Below are 18,589 nucleotides of genomic sequence, written 5' to 3'. Positions count from 1 at the left end.
GAAAAGACTTCCTATAGTAGCACTACCATGAGACCGAAGGTCTACTGGCGTCCTAATACTACTATTAAGGAAGTCTCCTTTCAAACGTACCCCAATATACATCCATAAAATAAGAATAGACTTCCTATAGTAGTATGAGCAGTATCAGCCACACTGGCTGATACTGCAGGAAACTTCGAGACCCTAGGCTCAAATTTTAGCAATGAAACCGTCAGGTTTGCTTGCGTCCTTTGCTACTATATCGGGAAGTCTAATTCAACATTATTGGTTCCAAACTGATTGGAATTCAGCTTTAGAAGCTTCTAACACTTTATCAACGCTTGAACCATTTACATCACTATAAACTTTTTCTTGAATCTTAGTGATTTCTGCATATGCAGAGTCAGCATTTTCAATTACAGGAATTGAGAATAATTCTTTTTTACCTTCAGCCATTGCTGCTGGAACTTTAGATTTAGAATTTTTGTATTCTGCACTATCTAACACTTTAGAAACAACTGGAATATAACCTGTAGCTTGTGCCCAAGTTAATTGAGACTCAGGAGAAGCTAAGAATTTTAAGAATAAGTAAGCTGCAGTACGTTGTTCTTCAGAAGCACTTTGGAACATATAAATATCAGTACCTTGTTGGATACTAATTTTTTCTGGACGAGGAGCTACACCATATTCATATCCAGCTTCTTTAGCACCTTTAGCTACGAATGATTCACCCGCAGTTGAACCTACATACATTGCAATTTGTTTGTTAGCAAATGGTCCTGATAAATATTTATCTGAACCAGCTGTACGGAAGTAACCTTCTTTAATACCATCAGCATAGTAAGAAACTACTTCTTTTGATTCTTTACCAGTAATGTCTAATTCTTTGTTGAATTGAACACCTTTGTTCACAATACCAGTTGCATAGTAGTTATTTAATGAGTCAAAACCAGCACCTACAACTTGGTGATTTGATTTTTCATAAATTGTTTTAGCTGCTTCTTTTAATTCATCTAAAGTAGTTGGTACTTTAACACCATACTCTTTTAATAAATCAGCATTGTAGAATAAAACTTCTGTTGATTTGTTAAATGGAATACCATATTGTACACCATTAATTTGAGCACCTTTTAATAATTCTGAACGAATTGCAGCATCATCTTTGATACCAATAGTTGAGTTTTCTAAGTAAGGTTTTAAATCAACTAATTGATCTTGATCTGCAGCATTCCATAACCATCCTGGGTATGCTTGTGTAATTGTTGGTAAATCTTTTGGTGAAGTTAATGTAGAGTTAATTTTAGCTTGTAAATCTTTATATGAAGATTGGTTTTGTAACTCAATTTTCACATTAGGATTTTTAGCCATGAACTCCTCTGTTAATTTCGTTAGAGTTTCCTCTAATTTACCATTTAAGGCATGCCAGAAAGTAATTTTTGTTTCCTCTTTTACTTCTGTTTTAATGTCTGCTTTAGTTTCTTTTTGTGAGTTTGATGCGCTATTGCCGCAAGCTCCTAAAACTAAAACTGATGTTGTCGCAAGTGTCGCTTTTACTAAAGATTTGAATTTCATAATTGTACTCCTTTTTCTTTTATAGTTTTACAACACAATTTTTTCGCCACGATGTGGCAATATTCTTTCACCATACGGATTTTCCAGTCTTTCTGGTTTTAATGTATGGATTGGAACCAAAAGTTGGGGTTCAATCATTGCAATAATACGGTCTAAATCCGCAGGTTTTGCATGACCTGAACAAGCGATTTTCACAAATTCGATGTGATGTTTCGCTAATAAATCGAGGAACACTTGATAATTCGGATCAAAATCACCTAATGGTTGGGCATCACAGTGAAGGTACAGTGTTCCTTCTTGTAGTTTATCAAAATTATCTACTACTTGCCAAAAATACTGCTTTTGATCGTCTATTAGTGTTTGATAGGAAACTTCAAAATTAGGATTTAATTCTGGAATCTGTTTTGCTTCATTTGAATAATAATAATGAGCGTGAATTCCAAAAACTTCTTGCAGTAAAGCTGCCATATGAGCTTCTAATACTACCGTTCGTGGAGATTGCTCTACAATTTTTGCGAAGCGTTCCACATTCGCTGGATAACCATTAAAAGCTATCGAACGATTTGGATTTTCTTTTTGAAATTGAACCACTTTTTCAATGACTTCTAATTCATTTGCTGGTTTAATTTCAGCTGGATCAACAGGTCTTTCCGGGAAACTAATCGTTACCCCTTCCATCATCAACATCTGTGTATGTTTTGCTTTTTTACAAAACTCAACTGTTGCTTCAGGAATATAACCATGTAATCTTAAATCACCTGTATAGGTAATGAAATGATCTGGAGTTCGAATTAACAACGCACTTGCGCCATACGCATCATGGTCTACTGGAACAACTTCAACGGTGATGTCTCCAACTGTGACAACTGCATTTGGTTCTAAGCCAATCATTTCTCTCGTATAAGGAGATTTTTCCAACGGTGTTGGTAATAAAAAATCTCCATTACGATTCAAACTATTTAAAATCATTTTTGTTTCTTTTAATGTATACAATGGAATAGCTGGGTCTAAGTAATTAATCATTCTTGAATGATCTAAATGAGCATGTGATAAAAATACTGCTGTATTTTCATACTCCCCCGTTTCTTCTCCATCGTACTCATATCCCAAACGTGGATCATAAACATGATTTAATTTTGGGATAATCCCATATTGAATCAGTGTTTGTAACTGTTCATCTGGTAAATCTAATTCTGGACGAAACTCAGTTCCGAAGTCAAAGAAAATATGAGAATTCCCATAACTAACTTCGATAACTGTTCCTCCTATTGTTAGAATTCCGCTATGGAATGTAACAACGGTTTTATCCTTTGATACCATTCTTAGCAACCCCTCTGATAATTTCTTTTCTAAATACGAAATAGATAATCAAAATAGGAACTACTGTCAATGTTGCGGCAGCCATTTGTAATTGAACATCACTACCACTTTCAGTCGTGAAGGCTGATAACCCGTTGTTTAATAGACGGAAGTATTTAGTGTTTGTTGCAAGTAATGGCCATAGGAATGAATTCCAGCTCATAATAAATGTTAAAATTCCAACTGTTACAAGCGCTGGCTTACACATTGGCACTAAAATTCGACGAATATATTCTAAATCAGATGCACCATCAATTTTAGCTGCTTTGTAGAATGTACTTGGAATTCCACGAAGATAACCATTTAGATAGTAGATATAGAAAATACTAGTTAAAAATGGAAGGATTAAAGCTAGATAAGTATCTAATAATCCTAATTGTGCAATTGTTTGATAGTTGGTAAAGATAATTGATTCATAAGGAACCATTAATAGTGAAACCATCACCATTGTCACAACTTTTTTATATTTAAACTCTAAACTTGTTAAAGCAAATGCTGCTAATAATGAAGTAACGACTGTTGCAGCAGTTGTAAATAATGATACAAATAATGTATTAGCAAAGTAGCGTAAGAACGGTGCTCTTTGGAATACTTCAATGTAGTTTTGCCATTGTAATGATTTAGGAATTAATGTTGGTGGAATACTTGTTGCTTCCGCATAGGTCATTAATCCTGTCAAAATCATATAAACAAATGGGAATACGGTAATGATTGATAAAATCACAATCAGTGCTAATAATAAATAATTGATCACTTTTTTCATGATTAACCCTCCGCTCTTCTCAAGAATTTATTTTGGAAGAAAGTAGCAATTAGAATAATCACAAATAAGATTACAGTTGCTGCCATCGCAATCCCTGGACGACCAGCTACATGGAACTTGTCGTAAATATAGTACACTGCTGTTGTCGCACTATTAGCAACCCCTGCTGTTCCTCCAAATAATGCATATACTTGTGTATATACTTTGAAGGCACCAATTAAGTTCACTGTAGATAAGAATGCAATTGTTGGAACTAATTGAGGGAATGTAATTCTCCAGAAAATTTCTTTTTCTGTAGCACCAAACATTTTTGCAATTTTAAAATGTTCTGGGTCAATATTTCTTAAACCAGCTAATAAAATAATGATATTAAAGGCAAGTCCTGTCCAAATACCAAAAATAATTAATGTTGGCATGCTCATATTGACATTATCTAACCAGTTTACTGCTGGAATTCCTACTAAACCTAGTAAGAAGTTGATTAATCCATAACTTCCATTAAAGAAATAACGGAACACAATCCCAATTGCGATTGTACTTGTAACATATGGCATGAAGAAAATTGTTTCAAACACACTCTTATGTTTCACCTTTTCAAAGATAATCCAAGCAATCACAACTGAAATACATAGCGCAACTGGTACTACCACAAATGCATATAAAGCTGTATTGATTAATGCTTTATGGAATACTGGATCTGCTAAAACTTTTTGATAGTTTGATAAACCTGTAAATTGAAGTTTTAACAATGAACCCTTTTGGAAACTCATCCAAAACGAACGAATTAATGGGTAAATATTAAATAGTAAAATCACACCTAATGACGGAAGAAGGAATAACCACGCCTTTGGTTGATTCTCAGGATTATATTTTTTCATTAGTATACACGTTCTCCATTTTGATCGAATAAGAATAATTTATGTCTTAGAAGGTCAAATGAAAGTGTGTCTCCTTCTTCAATCTTATGTTCCACACTTACGATTGATTTAATATCTTGTTCTCCTAATGTAAAGTGTAAAATACGTTCACGACCAATTAATTCAACAGCCGTAACGGTTACTGTAAATAATCCATTTTCACTTGGAACTAAATCTTCAGGACGTAATCCTAAATAGTAATGTCCGTTTTCTAAGCCTTTACGGAAACGACTTTCCACTAATTCACTTGCTTGTAAAGTAAATGACGGATGACTAATAACACCATCTTTTACATCCACTTCTGAAATGTTAATAATTGGATTTCCGATAAATTTAGCTACAAATAAATTATTTGGTTCTAAATATAAGTTTTGAGGGTCATCATGTTGTTGGATAACACCTTCATTTAATAAGATAATTTTATCACTGATTGATAAAGCTTCTTCTTGGTCGTGAGTTACGAAGATTGTTGTAATTCCCACTTCTTTTACTAAACGACGAATTTCTTCACGAATTTTCAAACGTAAACGAGCATCTAAGTTACTTAATGGTTCGTCTAGTAATAATACTTCTGGTTTTTGAACTAACGCACGAGTAATCGCAACACGTTGTTGTTGTCCCCCTGATAAAGTACCAGGTTTTTTCTCAGCTAATTCCTCAATATTTGTTAATTGCATGTATTCTTCTGCAACTTTTTTAGCTTCTTCTTTTGAGATTTTCTTTTCCCCTACTGTTAATGGGAACATAATGTTCTCTAACACTGTCATATGAGGATATAATGCATAGTTTTGGAATACAAATCCAATATTTCTATCTTTTGGCTCTGTATTAATAACAGAAGATTTTTTAAATTGGATATCTCCACCAGTTGGTTGTAATAACCCTGCAATCATATTTAAAATAGTTGATTTTCCGCAACCACTAGGCCCTAATAAACATACTAAATCCCCTTGTTCAATTGAAAAGTTAACGGATTTTAATGCTTCAAAGCCATTATCGAATACTTTATTTAAGTCGATAACATCAATCATGAGTAAACCTCCAAATTTCTTTACTTGAATACATTCCAGTATACCATGTTTTACGCTTTCATGCGATACAAATGTTAAGAATTTTTTAAAAAAATATTTTTTCTACGAACTTTTTCGCATAATTACTGAAAATTTTTTGAATAAAAAACGCCTCTAGCTTTCACTAAAGACGTTTATTTTTACTATCGATTGATAATTTTGAAGTATTCTCTTGAAGTAATTTTGTAAACTAAGAAGTAAGCAAGCATAAAGACTCCTGCTACTGCTAACATTGTTAAAGCAATAATACTTCCTTTAATTCCAAAGATGAACACAATTTTGCTTACCATATTATACGATAATGCAGTGTGTAAGAACGCTGTTAACAATGGTAAGAAGAATACAATTAATACTTGACGATTAATCGATTGATGAATCATTGGTTGATCAATTCCAATCTTCTTCAAGATAACATAACGTTCACGGTCTTCATATCCTTCAGAAACTTGTTTGTAGTAAATGACTAAAACTGCTCCTACTGAAAAGGCAATCGCTAATAAGATTCCTAAGAATAATAGGGAACCATAAAATTGGAATAATAATTGAGCAATTTCAATTTTCCCATCGATTCCTCCAGCAATATCAGATTGTTGATACGCTTCTAATTCTTTTTTCTTCTCCTCATCAGTTTGACTAGAAGTATTCCATAATGCAATATAATGTCTTGTATAAGCACGATATCCTGCATCGTTATCTTTACTGTAATATGGAACAACTTTTGCCATATCTTCTTCATTTATAAGTCCAATATAAGAATGATTGGTTATATTCGGATTTACAATTAATCCTGCAGCAAACTTATTCACTTCAATAACTTGTCCAATTGAAAAAGTATTTTCTCCAACTGCTACTTGAGTAAAGCTTGGTTTTGTTTTCTCAGTATATTGTTCTCCTATTACCATTTCTCCAGGTTTAACAGTGATATTTTCTCCAGTATTACGATTATAATCTTCCACGGATACAAGAACAACCATTGATTCTGGAAGAGCACCTAGTTTTTTAACGTTTGTATCTAATACATTTCCTTCTTGATTTCCCCCTGTTAAAATATAAGAGTACTCAAAATAATCTGTCACTTTTGAAGAAGCACTTGCCGCTAATTGTTTCGCCTCTTTTGAATATTGGGCTGTTTCTTCAGGATTACGAAACATATTTCTAAAAGTAAAATCCGTTGGACTTGTTCGATTAATGACTTCCTGTGCACCAAATTGTAATGAACCAGTTGTTCCAAGAGTTACAAGAACCATTGTTGATAAAATACAAATACTTGCTAAGCCCATCGCATTTTTTCTCATTCTAAAAATCAAATTAGAAACTGAGATGAAGTTGATTGGGCGATAATAAAATGTTTTACGATTTTTCAAGAAACGTAACAGTGCAATACTTCCAGCATCAAATAAAATATAAGTTGCGATGACTACTAAAATAACTGCAACAAAGAACCAACCTAACGCTTTAATCGGACTCTCAATGGATTGAGAAATATAATAAGCAGACCCTAAAATCGCTACCCCAATTAGAGCTCGAACACTTAAGAAACGACCTGTTTTTTCTCCTGATTTCTTTTCACGTAATAATTCTAATGGACGACTAACTCTAATTTTAATCGCATTTAAAATCATTAAGAAGACAAAAATCCCACTAAATAAAATTCCAATGATAATAACTGATGCAATTTGGAATTCATATGAAATTGGAACGTTAAAGCGCATTGCTTTTAATAATAAGGCAAAGGCTAATCGATTGAACAATACGCCTAATACAAGTCCTACAATCAGGTTCATCACTGCGAACAATAGCATTTCAACTACTTGTAACAATTGAATTTGTGAGCGACCTAATCCTAAAATACTATATAATCCAAATTCTTTTGAACGATTTTTCATTACAAAGCCATTCGCATAAATCATCGTTAAGGTAGAAACCAATAACATAATCACAACACCAAACCCTAATGCCATGACTACCGTGTTTCCACCATTACTTTGTAATATTGTTTTATTCGAAGATAGCGCCATTAAAATATACGTAATCACCATCATCGTAATAGTAGCAATCGAAAACGGAATATAAAGTGTTCGATTTTTCTTTAAATTGGATACTGCTAATGAACTAATTAATTTAAACATGACTCTCACCTCGATTAGCCATTACTGTTAACGTATCAGAAATTGCTTCAAACATTTCTTCATCCGTACGTTCCCCTTTAAATAATTGATGATATAAAATTCCATCTTTAATAAATAACACTCGTTTAGCTCGACTAGCCGCTAATGTACTATGCGTTACCATTAAAATCGTTTGGCCATTTTCATTTAAAGTATCAAATACATCTAAAATATTACTTGAAGATTTTGAATCTAACGCTCCTGTTGGTTCATCGGCTAGTAAGATACTTGGATCAGCCATCATTGCTCGTCCAATAGCCACTCTTTGTTGTTGACCACCGGATAATTCATAAGGATATTTTTCTAATAATTTTTCAATTCCTAATAAAGCGGCAACAGGTTTTACTTTTTTCTCCATTTCTTGAACTGTTTTCTTCGCTAAAACTAATGGAAGTAACATATTATCTTTAACAGATAATGTTTCTAGTAAGTTAAAATCTTGGAATACAAACCCTAAGTGGTCACGACGAAAGGCTGCTAATGTTTTGTCTGGAATATTTTGAATATCTAATTGATTCAATAATACTTGCCCTTTTGTAGGACGATCTAATGTAGCTAAAATATTTAAAAGTGTTGTTTTACCAGAACCAGATTCACCCATAATGGCAACATATTCTCCTTTTTCAACGCTAAACGTAATATCTTTCAACGCCTCTACTTGCATCGCTCCAAATCTTGTATGGTAAATTTTTTGTACTTGTTTTACATCTAATAATGTCATGTCAATTCCTACTTTCTCTTTGATTTGTATTTATTCTATCAAATAAAAACGATGTATTCCTATATTTTAGCTATCATTTTCCGTTTGTTTCTTACATTTTTGTAAGAAAGAATTTTTTATTAATTTTCGATATTTTTACTTTCAAATAAGAAATAAAAATCGTATAATATAGATGTAAAAGTAGTGATAATTCATTACTTAAACAATATAATAAAATGATTAATAAGAATAATCATTTTACTTATTTTTCCTTTTTTATTGTTGTGATTTCCGAAAAGAATTCCATTCTTTTCGTTAATCTTTTCTTTGATCGGCAGAGCTATTCTAAAAATAACAACCATCATACACTTATGCCAGAAACTCTGCCATCGAAGACTACCCACCTAACCTTTTAGACTACGGTTTAAACTGTTAGGTGGGTTATTCATTTATGGACAAAAAAAGACGAGACTTGCGTCCCGCCCTGTTCACTTCATCGAATTATTGAACTTTTAAAATTTGTTCTTTCGCATGAATTAATTGTGTAATTAACGCACAATATGGAGTTGGAATACCATATTCTTGCCCACGTTTCGCAACAAATCCATTTAAGTAATCTACTTCTGTAAAGCGATGATTTTGCATTAAATCTTGATGCATTGATGGATAATGTGCACGTACTTTATTGGATGCAGTATAAACATAATTTTTCATTTCTGCTGCATCAATTTTTACACCTTCATGATGAGCAACTGAAACAAATTCATGAATAATTTGTTCAACAACTGCTTCTGCTGTAGTAGTATCGAATACTTCTCCAATATTCGCATCTAAAATCGCACAAGTAGCATTCATTGTTCCATTAACACATGCTTTTCTCCAAATTGAGAATAACACATCTTCACTATAGCTAGCATTTAATCCTGCTTGATTCATCACAGCAACTAATTCTTCTGCAATCGCACGACCGCTTGCTTCTTCCACTGCTTGAATTTCCACAGTACCTGTTCCACCTAAACGAGCTACACCTGGAGCATTAATTCCCGCTGTCCAAATCGTTACACCCATAATAATATTTTTACGTGGAACATATTTTTCCATTGTATATTCATGACCTAAACCATTTAATAAACATACAACTTTTGTATCTTCATGAATAATAGGTTTGATTTTTTCAAGCATTTCTCCTAATTTCATTGATTTTGTAAATGCAATAACGACATCTACTTCTTCATGAACTTCTTCAGGTCTGTAGATTGGGATTTGTAATGTATCTGTTGTATCTCCATCTACTACTTGTAACCCATTCGTACGAATTGCTTCAATATGCGCTGGCCATTCATCGATTAAAACAACTTCTTGTCCTGCCTTTGTTAACATATATCCAAAGCGACATCCCATTGCTCCCGCACCTGCAATTGCAATTTTCATTATAATTCCTCCTTATTATACCGTTAATTTATAATCTTCCGGTTGAATCCATTGTACCACTTTTTCAAACACATGGATAAAAATAATGTTGAAAATAATTGGTGCAACTACAAAAATGACTGCTACTAATAGAATATTTCCAACTGTCCATCCATTTTCCATTAAGTTTAAAGCATAAATTGGACCTACTAATCCACTAAACCCAAAACCTGCACTAGCAGGAGTTCCTTGAATAGAAAATACTGCTGCTAAAATACCTAATAATGCTGAAGAACATAACATTGGTAATAAAATTTTAGGTTTTGCAATCACATTTGCCATTGACATTTTTGGAGATCCAATAAAGTGTGCAATACAAGTTCCTACTGAATTAACTTTTAATCCTGCAACTGCTAAACCAAAACCAGCCGCACAGATTCCTAAGTTCGCAGCACCAGAACCAATTCCTGATAATCCAATTGCTAAACCAATTCCTACTGTTGTAAATGGTGACACAATTAAAATACAGAAAGTCATTGCAATTAACATACACATTAAAATTGGTTGTAATGTTAATAAGAATTCTACCCCTTGACCAATTAAAGCTGTAATTTTAACAATGTACGGTTGAGAAAGTCTACCAATCCCTCCAATGACTACTAATGTAACCGTTGGGATTACAATAATCGAATAAGCTCTCGCTTTATCTCCAATCCATAAAATAAATCCAGCTGCAAGTGCCGCCGTTACACCCATTGTAATAATATCTCCAGTACCAGAGAATACTACACCTTTAACATCTGGATTAAAGCCAGGTGCACCTCCTGCAAAAACAGTAGCTAAAGCAATAGCTCCTGCTTGAATTGGCGTAAATTTAAAGAAATGTCCTACCATTAAACCAATAATAGCACCCATCATAGTATTAGCCACTTGAGTCGCTTGAATAATTAATTGTCCTTGTGGAAATACTGGTAATAACGCTTTTGTTAATTCACCTAAAATCGCACCCGGAATTAAAGTTACAACTACCCCTAATGCTAATGCATTTAATACGGTCATTGTAAACTCTTTTGCTGAATAAGTTTTATTTGTATCCATATTCATTCTCCTTTCTTTTCAATGGACTCATTATATCATATTCTTTTTGAAAACAAAGTAATATTTTCAACTCGCACTCTGATATTTTCGTAAGCGTCCAACAACAATATGTCTATCAAATGAAAAAGTTCAAGAAAATTGTAAATAAGAAAGAGATCACCGTATGATACGGCGATCTCTTTTTCAATTCTATTAATTCAGGTTATTTTTTACTGCATATACGAAGTCAATTCTGATTCAGATATGTTTAACTGTTGAGCTCCATTTTCAATAGACAAAAGACCTTTCCTTATCAAACCAACAATGGTTATGATGGCACCTTCTGCTCTGCCTTCTACTCTTCCTTTTTCTATTCCTTCCATTCTTGCTAGTTGTTTTTCTTCTGCCACATACTCCAAATGCGCATAGTAGCCATCTAACTTCCTTGTTCGATCATCATACATTGTTCGTTCCTCCTCTGTCCAATTCGTTCGATTCATCATCGTATCTGCTGTTTCTAGTATTGCCTCTGGATTTTGTGTATACGGTTTGTTCCCGAAAAATTCAATCCATCGAACTTTTTTATATTGTTTTATTTTAGTTGGATCATATTTATCTAATTCTAAAAATGCCATACGCATTAAGTTACGTTTTTCTTTGATTCCTTTAAAATATACTTTTAATTCTTCGTAGGATTCATCATCTCTTAAGCTAAATGAATGATACATACGATCATCTTCAAAATATCGTTCCTGCGTAATCGCGATAGCGTATACGGGAATCATTTCTTTTGCGAGATGATAGGTTTACGTGCCATCCATTTTATACATATTCATATTTTTGGAAATCTGTTCACATAAATATAAACACAAACGCTTAATAAAGTCAATTTGTAACGCTACCTGAATTTCAATAATAATTTGTGTGTGATCATCCAACTCTGCCAACACATCAATATGAGTCGAATAAGGAAATTCATCCAAATAAAATTCATGAATTTGTGTACTTTCTAATATTTTTACGCTTTCAACTGGCAAGTCAAATATGTCTCGTATAAATTGCGCAGTGATTGCCGTATTGCTAAAAATCTTTTTTGCCATTAAGTCCATCATGGGTCTTGCCCCTTCAATTCGTTCTTTCATAATATTTCTAATTTAAAATAAGGCAGTGGCAAGAATTTTTGTGTAAACTCCACTAGTTGGCACTCAAGCTATTAACATACTTTAGAATAGACGTAAGTTTCTTTTCTTTTTTGTGTTTTTTTGATGAACGTTAGGTGGCAAAATTTGTTTTGTCCTACTATTTTCTCCATTTCTACTTCTTATTTGTAGGATAGAGGAAGTTCCTGTCGGATAACAAGCACCTCATTATTGGACGCTTACAATTAAGTATCCAATAACCGAGTATATAGAAAAATAACTCTCCGCGTGATACGGAGAGCTATTTCTTATTTACAAGTTTTTTGAATGGTTTCAATTTACAGCAAATGCATGCTAAAACTCTTTTTATTCTACCCACTCACCATCAGCGTTAACAGTATACCCATCTGGTGTAGTTGTATTAATTGCTAAAGCACCTGATTCATTCGCATAATACCATTTGTCTGATACCGTGAACCATCCTGTTTCCATTGATCCTGATTGATTCAAATAGTACCATGTTCCATTTTCTTTCACCCATCCAGTTTGCATTGCTCCGGAATTGTTCAAGTAGTACCATGTTCCATTCTCTTTTACCCATCCAGTTTGCATTGCTCCTGAATCATTCAAATAGTACCATGTTCCATTCTCTTTTATCCATCCAGTTTGCATTAATCCGGAATTATCAAAATGATACCATGTTCCATTTATTTGCTTCCATTCATTTACAATGTGGGAACCATCTTCAAGCTGATATAACCATTGACCATCTTTTTTACTCCAACCCTCTACCACACTATTTGGTAACGTCTTGTCTTCTTTGCTAGTCACAAAAAGATAAGTTGTTCTTGGTGTTGTTCCCCTTGGGTTTGATGTCGTCGAAGTTCCTGGTGTTGGAACTCCACCGTTGAATTCTGGTTTATCATGTACTTCAGGTATTCCTGGGACTCCACCATTAAATTCTGGCAATTCATGAACTGGCGGATTTGGCATTTCTGGGTTTCCACCTGGCGTTTCTGTGCCTGGGGTTGTTCCTGGCGTTGTACTTGGGTTTTCTCCTGGCGTTGTTGTGCCTGGAGTTGTACTTGGGTTTTCTCCTGGTGTTGCTGTACCTGGAGCTGTATCTGGTTTTTCTCCTGGCGTTACTGTGCCTGGAGTTGTACCTGGTTTTTCTCCTGTTGTTGTTGCACCTGGAGTTGTACTTGGTTTTTCTCCTGGTATTGTTGTACCTGAAGTTGTATCTGGTTTTTCTCCTGATGTTGTTGTACCTGGAGTTGTATCTGGTTTTTCTCCTGGTGTTGTTGTACCTGGAGTTGTACTTGGTTTTTCTCCTGGTGTTGTTGTACCTGAAGTTGTATCTGGTTTTTCTCCTGGTGTTGCTGTGAATATCCATGTTCCCGTTACTGTTTCGTTAGCTGTGCCGATTGTTACACTTGCTTTATCCCAGCCGTTAAAGTGCCATATCCCTTGGTTGGCTGCATCTTCTACGTCTGTTTGCCCACTTGGGCTTGCCACTACATCACCTGTGTGTTTCTCATTCACTACTGCTGGCGCTGTGATGCTACTTGGTAAAGTCTTATCTGGTGTCCCGCTTACGTAGTTGTACGTTACACTATAGGTTGCTGCTGGTGGTGTTGGCACAAAATTCCATGTTCCCGTTACTGTTTCGTTAGCTGTGCCGATTGTTACACTTGGTTTATCCCAGCCGTTGAAGTGCCATGTCCCTTGGTTGGCTGTATCTTCTACGTCTGTTTGACCTGTTGGACTCGCCACTACATCTCCAGTATGTTTTTCACTAACTGCCACTGGCGCTGTAATACTACTTGGTAAAGTCTTATCTGGTGTCCCGCTTACGTAGTTGTACGTTACACTGTAGATTGCGACTGGTAGTGTTGGTACAAAATTCCATGTACCTGTTACGGTTTCGTTTGCTGTGCCAATTGTTACACTCGCTTTATCCCAGCCGTTGAAGTGCCATGTCCCTTGGTTGCCTGCATCTTCTACATCCGTTTGGTCTGTTGGACTCGCCACTACATCTCCTGTGTGTTTCTCATTCACTACTGCTGGTGCTGTGATGCTACTTGGTAAGCTCTTGTCTGGTGTTCCGCTTACGTAATTGTATGTTACAGTGTAAGTTACTGCTGGTGGTGTTGGTACAAAATTCCATGTTCCCGTTACTGTTTCGTTGGCTGTGCCAATTGTTACACTTGCTTTATCCCAGCCGTTGAAGTGCCATGTGCCTTGATTGGCTGTATCTTCTACGTCTGTTTGCCCACTTGGACTTGTCACTACATCACCTGCGTGTTTATCATTTACTGCTGCTGGCGCTGTGATGCTACTTGGTAAAGTCTTATCTGGTGTACCACTTACATAGTTGAACGTTACACTGTATGTTGCAGCTGGGCTATCTGTTTGTGTTGACCCACCTTTTGCAAAAATGCTAAGTGGAACAGTATCAGACGACCCATCATCTGTATACGTAATCGTTATGGTACCATCATTATTAAATTTATACCCTAACGCTCCAGAAAAAGCTTGAAAAACATCAGTTTCCCCTGCAGATGGATTATGACTTTCTAAAAAGGCTTTAATTTTAGCTTGATCCTCAGAAGTAATATTCCCTCTTAAATTTGAAAGATTAGACAATGTTACCTTGTGTTGCTCCAACAATCCTGCCATTAAATCAGTATGTTGTGCTTGAGCAAATGTCGATTCCTTTTTATTCAGTTCCAAAATATTCTCTGCAGAATTGATAATTTCTAATTGCTGAGCAGCGATATCTCCACCAACTGGAGGTAGTACAGTTTTTACTAATTGTGCTGTTTCTTTTAACTCTGCATACTTAGCAGTTAGAACTTGATTAATTCTTCTGATGTTCGTTAAATGTCTATTTTCCGCAACCTCTGTAGTTTCTCCTTCTCTAACTTTGATAACAACCGTATTATATTCTGGATAAGAAGTTGTCAACTCATTGATTGTTGTTTCATATGATTGAGCATTAGGATTTATCGTTACTGCTTTATTATAAGCTTTTTCAGCTTCTGCTAATACCGATTTTGCAGTTGTTAATTTCCCCTGAAATACTTGCCATGCAGTTTCTGTATAATCTGCTTCTTTTTTAGTCGATAAAGCTTGAACTTTATCTTTTAAATTCTGAATACTACTTGGTAATACGGTTGAATCCGCCGCTTTAGATATTGTTGCTAAAGCTTGACGAATATATTCTACCAAGGCTCCATTATCAGTTGCTGTTTGATTAATATAATTACTATCGTCTACAGACAACGATGCTTCCACACGACTCATCCCCGTTACATCATTTACAAAAACTAATCCTACCGCAACTGAAATCGTACCAATCGTTAATTTTCTTATTGAAAATTTTTTATGCTTGTTCAAAAAGATTTCTTTCATTTTATTCAGCTCCTTAATTAAAAATGCTTAATATTAATGTTTATTAAGTCATTCATTCTAATTATTAATACATTTGAAGCACATTACCTATCATCTTTGATTTATGATAATAGATTGAATCATTCTTTTAAGTCATATTTATCCTTTTTGTTAAGTTAATAGACTTCCTGCATAACAGAATTTAAGAAAATAATTGTTACGCAGGAATATCTATCTTTAATCACTATGACTTATTTAAAGCACTTATATCTCAATTACTATGAGATACTTGAAAGTTCTAAACAAAACCATTTTAATCAAATTTTTAAACTACGATTATTCTTCCTCTTCTTTTCTTCTACCAATATATAGCGTTAATAAAGCTCCACTAGCTAGAAGCATTGAAAGATACTCTGCTTTTGTACCCGTTTTAGGTAATTCACTACCAGAATGCTCATTTACAGCACTTGATACTTCCGGATTACTTGGTGTTAACCCCTCAGATATTGGTACACCTGTATTTTGATCTGTTGAATCTACTGAAGTTAGTACGCTTGGATTTGGGTTCGTACTTTCTTCTGATGTTGGTTCAACAGGAGTTGGATTTGTTGAAGTTCCTGGTGTCGGTACACCTGGGTTTGGGTTCATTGAAGTTCCCGGTGTTGGTGTGCCTGGCGTTGTTTCATCTGAACTTGGATTTTTTGGAGTTCCAGGATACTCAGGTTTTTCATGTACTGCAGGCATTCCTGGTACACCACCTTTAAATTCAGGTTTGTCATGCACTGGTGGGGCTGGCATTGCAAATGTTGGTCCACCTGGAGTTGTCGGATTTTCTGGTTTTGGATTTGTTGGATTTTCTGGTGTATGTCCTCCCGGTTTATCAGTACATCCACATTTACCATCACGAATAATGGTTTTATAAACAATACCATTTACATTAATAATTGTAATAGTATGTGTGCCATTTCCATTATCTTCCACTGTAACTTCTGGTGATTTGCCATCTTTACCATCTTTAATGATTGTTTCTGTTTTACTTCCATCTGGATTGATGATTGTAATCGTATGAGTTCCATCATTATTATTACGAACAGTTACTGTTGGTGACTTGCCATCTTTTCCGTCTTTTCCATCTCTAATAATCGATGTGTATTGTTGTCCATTAGAATCAACAATAATTACAGTATGAGTTCCATCTCCATTATCCACTATCTTAGCTGTTGGGGATTTTCCATCAAAGATTGTCGTACTTGTTTCTTTTCCGTCAGATCCAATCACTTTAATAGTATGTGAACCATTATGATTATCAATTACTTCCAGTTTTGGTGATTGACCATCACGAACGATTGTAGTCGTTGTTGTACCATCTGAATTCACAATTGTTACCGTATGTGTACCATCTCCATTATTAACGACTTTAGCCGTAGGGGATTTTCCATCACGGACTGTCGTTTCAGAAACTGTTCCATTACCATTTTCTACACGAATTGTGTAAGTACCATCATGATTATCTGTAACAGTTGCTACTGGTGATTTACCATCTTTAATGATCATTTCAGTCGTTGTTCCATCACCATTTAGAACGGTAATTTTATGAGTTCCATTTTGTTCATCAGTAATGGTTACTTTTGGCGATTGCCCATCACGGATTGTTGTTTCAGTTGTTACCCCATCTGGATTTGTAATAACAATCGTATGGCTGCCATCATTATTGTTACGAACTGTTGCTGTTGGCGTACGTCCATCTACTCCATCACGACCATTTTTAACAATGAAATTATTCGTAGTTCCATCTGGATTTGTAATCGTTACTGTATGACTGCCATCTGAATTTTCTGTTGTTGTAGCAGTTGCAGATTTACCATCTTTACCGTCTTTGATGATAGTATTTGTAACATTTCCATCTCCATCTGTCACTCTAACGGTATGACTTCCATTGCCATTATCGATTACTTCAAGTTTCGGAGTTTTACCATCTCTAACAACTATTTCTTTAGAAGCACCATCTGGATTTATGACAGTAATTGTATGACTTCCATCTGGATTTTCTGTTGTTGTAATAGTAGCTGTTTTACCATCTTTACCATCTTTAACTTTAGTAGTTGATTCAGAGCCATCTGGATTTCTAATAATAATAGAGTGAGTTCCATCTCCATTATCTGTCATAGTAATGACTGGTGATTTACCATCTACTCCGTTTGTTCCAGCTTCTCCTTTATCTCCTTTAAGTCCATCAAGAATAGTAGCAAGAGGTTTTGTAGGGTCTAATGGTTGTCCTGGGTTTGCTGTATCTTCTACATAAATCTTAGTTTCGTTACCTTCTTTTTTAGCAACTAGAGATTTACCATTTAATCCATCTCTACCATTCGTACCATTTTTAACATTAACTGTAATTGGCTCTTTACCTGGAAGTGTAAGAATAATATCTGTACTGATTCCATCTGCTCCTGGTTGAGTAGTGATAGTAGGTGTGTCCCCTTTATCGCCTTTTGGTCCTTTGAGATTGCCTTCGCGTTCCCATTGTCCGTTTTTCTTAACGAAGATGTCGCCTGTGGTCGTATTGACGTATTTGTCACCTTCTTTTCCTGTTTCTGATGTTGGGTCGCTTGTGCCACTTAGGATGTCTTTGCCGTCTCGTCCATTTTCTCCGTCTCGTCCATTTTCTCCGTCTCGTCCATTCTGTCCGTTTTGTCCATCTCGTCCATTTTGTCCGGCTGCCCCAGTTGCTCCATCTTCCCCTTTATCACCTTTTGGTCCTTTGAGATTGCCTTCGCGTTCCCATTGTCCATTTCTCTTAATGAAGATGTCGCCTGTTGTCGTATTGACGTATTTGTCACCTTCTTTTCCTGCTTCTGACATTGGATCAGTTGTGCCGCTTAGGATGTCTTTGCCGTCTCGTCCATTCTGTCCGTTTTGTCCGGCTACTCCGGCTGCTCCAGTTTCACCTTTATCGCCTTTTGGTCCTTTTAGGTTGCCTTCGCGTTCCCATTGCCCATTTTTCTTAACGAAGATGTCGCCTGTTGTCGTATTGACGTATTTGTC

11 protein-coding genes and 3 pseudogenes are annotated in these 18,589 nt (G+C 35.2%); all 14 read right to left on the bottom strand.

Annotated elements, in window-relative coordinates; all coding sequences use genetic code 11:
- Positions 1-261: 261 nt before the first annotated feature.
- Positions 262-1,551, bottom strand: a complete 1,290-nt coding sequence (locus RWM24_RS04195; protein WP_314111901.1) for an extracellular solute-binding protein — start codon at positions 1,549-1,551, stop codon at positions 262-264.
- A 27-nt stretch (positions 1,552-1,578) separates the two neighbouring features.
- Positions 1,579-2,871, bottom strand: a complete 1,293-nt coding sequence (locus RWM24_RS04190) for an MBL fold metallo-hydrolase (protein WP_314111898.1) — start codon at positions 2,869-2,871, stop codon at positions 1,579-1,581.
- Positions 2,855-3,673: a carbohydrate ABC transporter permease gene (locus RWM24_RS04185; protein WP_314111896.1), complete on the bottom strand. Its 819-nt coding sequence runs from the start codon at positions 3,671-3,673 to the stop codon at positions 2,855-2,857. The genes RWM24_RS04190 and RWM24_RS04185 overlap by 17 nt, the downstream gene beginning before the upstream one ends.
- A gap of 2 nt (positions 3,674-3,675) precedes the next feature.
- Entirely contained in the window at positions 3,676-4,551 is an 876-nt protein-coding gene (locus RWM24_RS04180) for a sugar ABC transporter permease (RefSeq protein WP_314111893.1), read from the bottom strand.
- On the bottom strand, positions 4,551-5,621 hold the full coding sequence (locus tag RWM24_RS04175) for an ABC transporter ATP-binding protein (RefSeq protein WP_314111890.1): 1,071 nt from the start codon (positions 5,619-5,621) through the stop codon (positions 4,551-4,553). Before RWM24_RS04175 ends, RWM24_RS04180 begins: the two co-directional genes overlap by 1 nt.
- A gap of 182 nt (positions 5,622-5,803) precedes the next feature.
- Positions 5,804-7,789, bottom strand: a complete 1,986-nt coding sequence (locus RWM24_RS04170) for an FtsX-like permease family protein (protein ID WP_314111887.1) — start codon at positions 7,787-7,789, stop codon at positions 5,804-5,806.
- Positions 7,782-8,549 carry an ABC transporter ATP-binding protein gene (locus tag RWM24_RS04165; protein ID WP_314111885.1) on the bottom strand — a complete coding sequence of 256 codons (768 nt, stop codon included), beginning with the start codon at positions 8,547-8,549 and terminating at the stop codon, positions 7,782-7,784. The genes RWM24_RS04170 and RWM24_RS04165 overlap by 8 nt, the downstream gene beginning before the upstream one ends.
- A 480-nt stretch (positions 8,550-9,029) precedes the next feature.
- Complete coding sequence (locus tag RWM24_RS04160; RefSeq protein ID WP_314111883.1) at positions 9,030-9,959, bottom strand: 2-dehydropantoate 2-reductase; 930 nt, start codon at positions 9,957-9,959, stop codon at positions 9,030-9,032.
- Positions 9,960-9,974: 15 nt separating this feature from the next.
- The gene (locus tag RWM24_RS04155) at positions 9,975-11,036 is read right to left on the bottom strand and encodes a PTS sugar transporter subunit IIC (protein WP_314111880.1); all 1,062 of its coding nucleotides are present in this window, start codon (positions 11,034-11,036) and stop codon (positions 9,975-9,977) included.
- Positions 11,037-11,245: 209 nt separating this feature from the next.
- Complete coding sequence (locus RWM24_RS04150) at positions 11,246-11,800, bottom strand: hypothetical protein (RefSeq protein ID WP_314111877.1); 555 nt, start codon at positions 11,798-11,800, stop codon at positions 11,246-11,248.
- A gap of 21 nt (positions 11,801-11,821) precedes the next feature.
- A complete protein-coding gene (locus RWM24_RS04145; protein WP_314111874.1) occupies positions 11,822-12,157 on the bottom strand; it encodes a PD-(D/E)XK nuclease family transposase in 336 nt (111 codons plus the stop codon).
- Between the two features lie 363 nt (positions 12,158-12,520).
- A pseudogene (locus RWM24_RS04140) lies at positions 12,521-12,952 on the bottom strand (N-acetylmuramoyl-L-alanine amidase family protein); the annotation flags it as partial.
- Positions 12,953-13,546: 594 nt separating this feature from the next.
- A pseudogene (locus tag RWM24_RS04135) lies at positions 13,547-15,568 on the bottom strand (SHIRT domain-containing protein); the annotation flags it as partial.
- A gap of 315 nt (positions 15,569-15,883) precedes the next feature.
- A pseudogene (locus tag RWM24_RS04130) lies at positions 15,884-18,589 on the bottom strand (hypothetical protein); the annotation flags it as partial.

This window comes from uncultured Granulicatella sp. (assembly GCF_963516875.1).
In the GTDB taxonomy this organism is placed as follows: domain Bacteria; phylum Bacillota; class Bacilli; order Lactobacillales; family Aerococcaceae; genus Granulicatella.
The sequence above is the reverse complement of the archived record's forward strand: the minus strand, read 5'-3'. Positions and strand labels throughout refer to the sequence as shown.

Bases quoted from the DNA above. Each gene is read 5' to 3' on its own strand.
- RWM24_RS04190 (WP_314111898.1), bottom strand. From the start codon at position 2,871: ATGGTATCAAAGGATAAAACCGTTGTTACATTCCATAGCGGAATTCTA.
- RWM24_RS04165 (WP_314111885.1), bottom strand. From the start codon at position 8,549: ATGACATTATTAGATGTAAAACAAGTACAAAAAATTTACCATACAAGA.
- RWM24_RS04175 (WP_314111890.1), bottom strand. From the start codon at position 5,621: ATGATTGATGTTATCGACTTAAATAAAGTATTCGATAATGGCTTTGAA.
- RWM24_RS04195 (WP_314111901.1), bottom strand. From the start codon at position 1,551: ATGAAATTCAAATCTTTAGTAAAAGCGACACTTGCGACAACATCAGTT.
- RWM24_RS04155 (WP_314111880.1), bottom strand. From the start codon at position 11,036: ATGGATACAAATAAAACTTATTCAGCAAAAGAGTTTACAATGACCGTA.
- RWM24_RS04160 (WP_314111883.1), bottom strand. From the start codon at position 9,959: ATGAAAATTGCAATTGCAGGTGCGGGAGCAATGGGATGTCGCTTTGGA.
- RWM24_RS04150 (WP_314111877.1), bottom strand. From the start codon at position 11,800: ATGATTCCCGTATACGCTATCGCGATTACGCAGGAACGATATTTTGAA.
- RWM24_RS04145 (WP_314111874.1), bottom strand. From the start codon at position 12,157: ATGAAAGAACGAATTGAAGGGGCAAGACCCATGATGGACTTAATGGCA.
- RWM24_RS04170 (WP_314111887.1), bottom strand. From the start codon at position 7,789: ATGTTTAAATTAATTAGTTCATTAGCAGTATCCAATTTAAAGAAAAAT.
- RWM24_RS04185 (WP_314111896.1), bottom strand. From the start codon at position 3,673: ATGAAAAAAGTGATCAATTATTTATTATTAGCACTGATTGTGATTTTA.
- RWM24_RS04180 (WP_314111893.1), bottom strand. From the start codon at position 4,551: ATGAAAAAATATAATCCTGAGAATCAACCAAAGGCGTGGTTATTCCTT.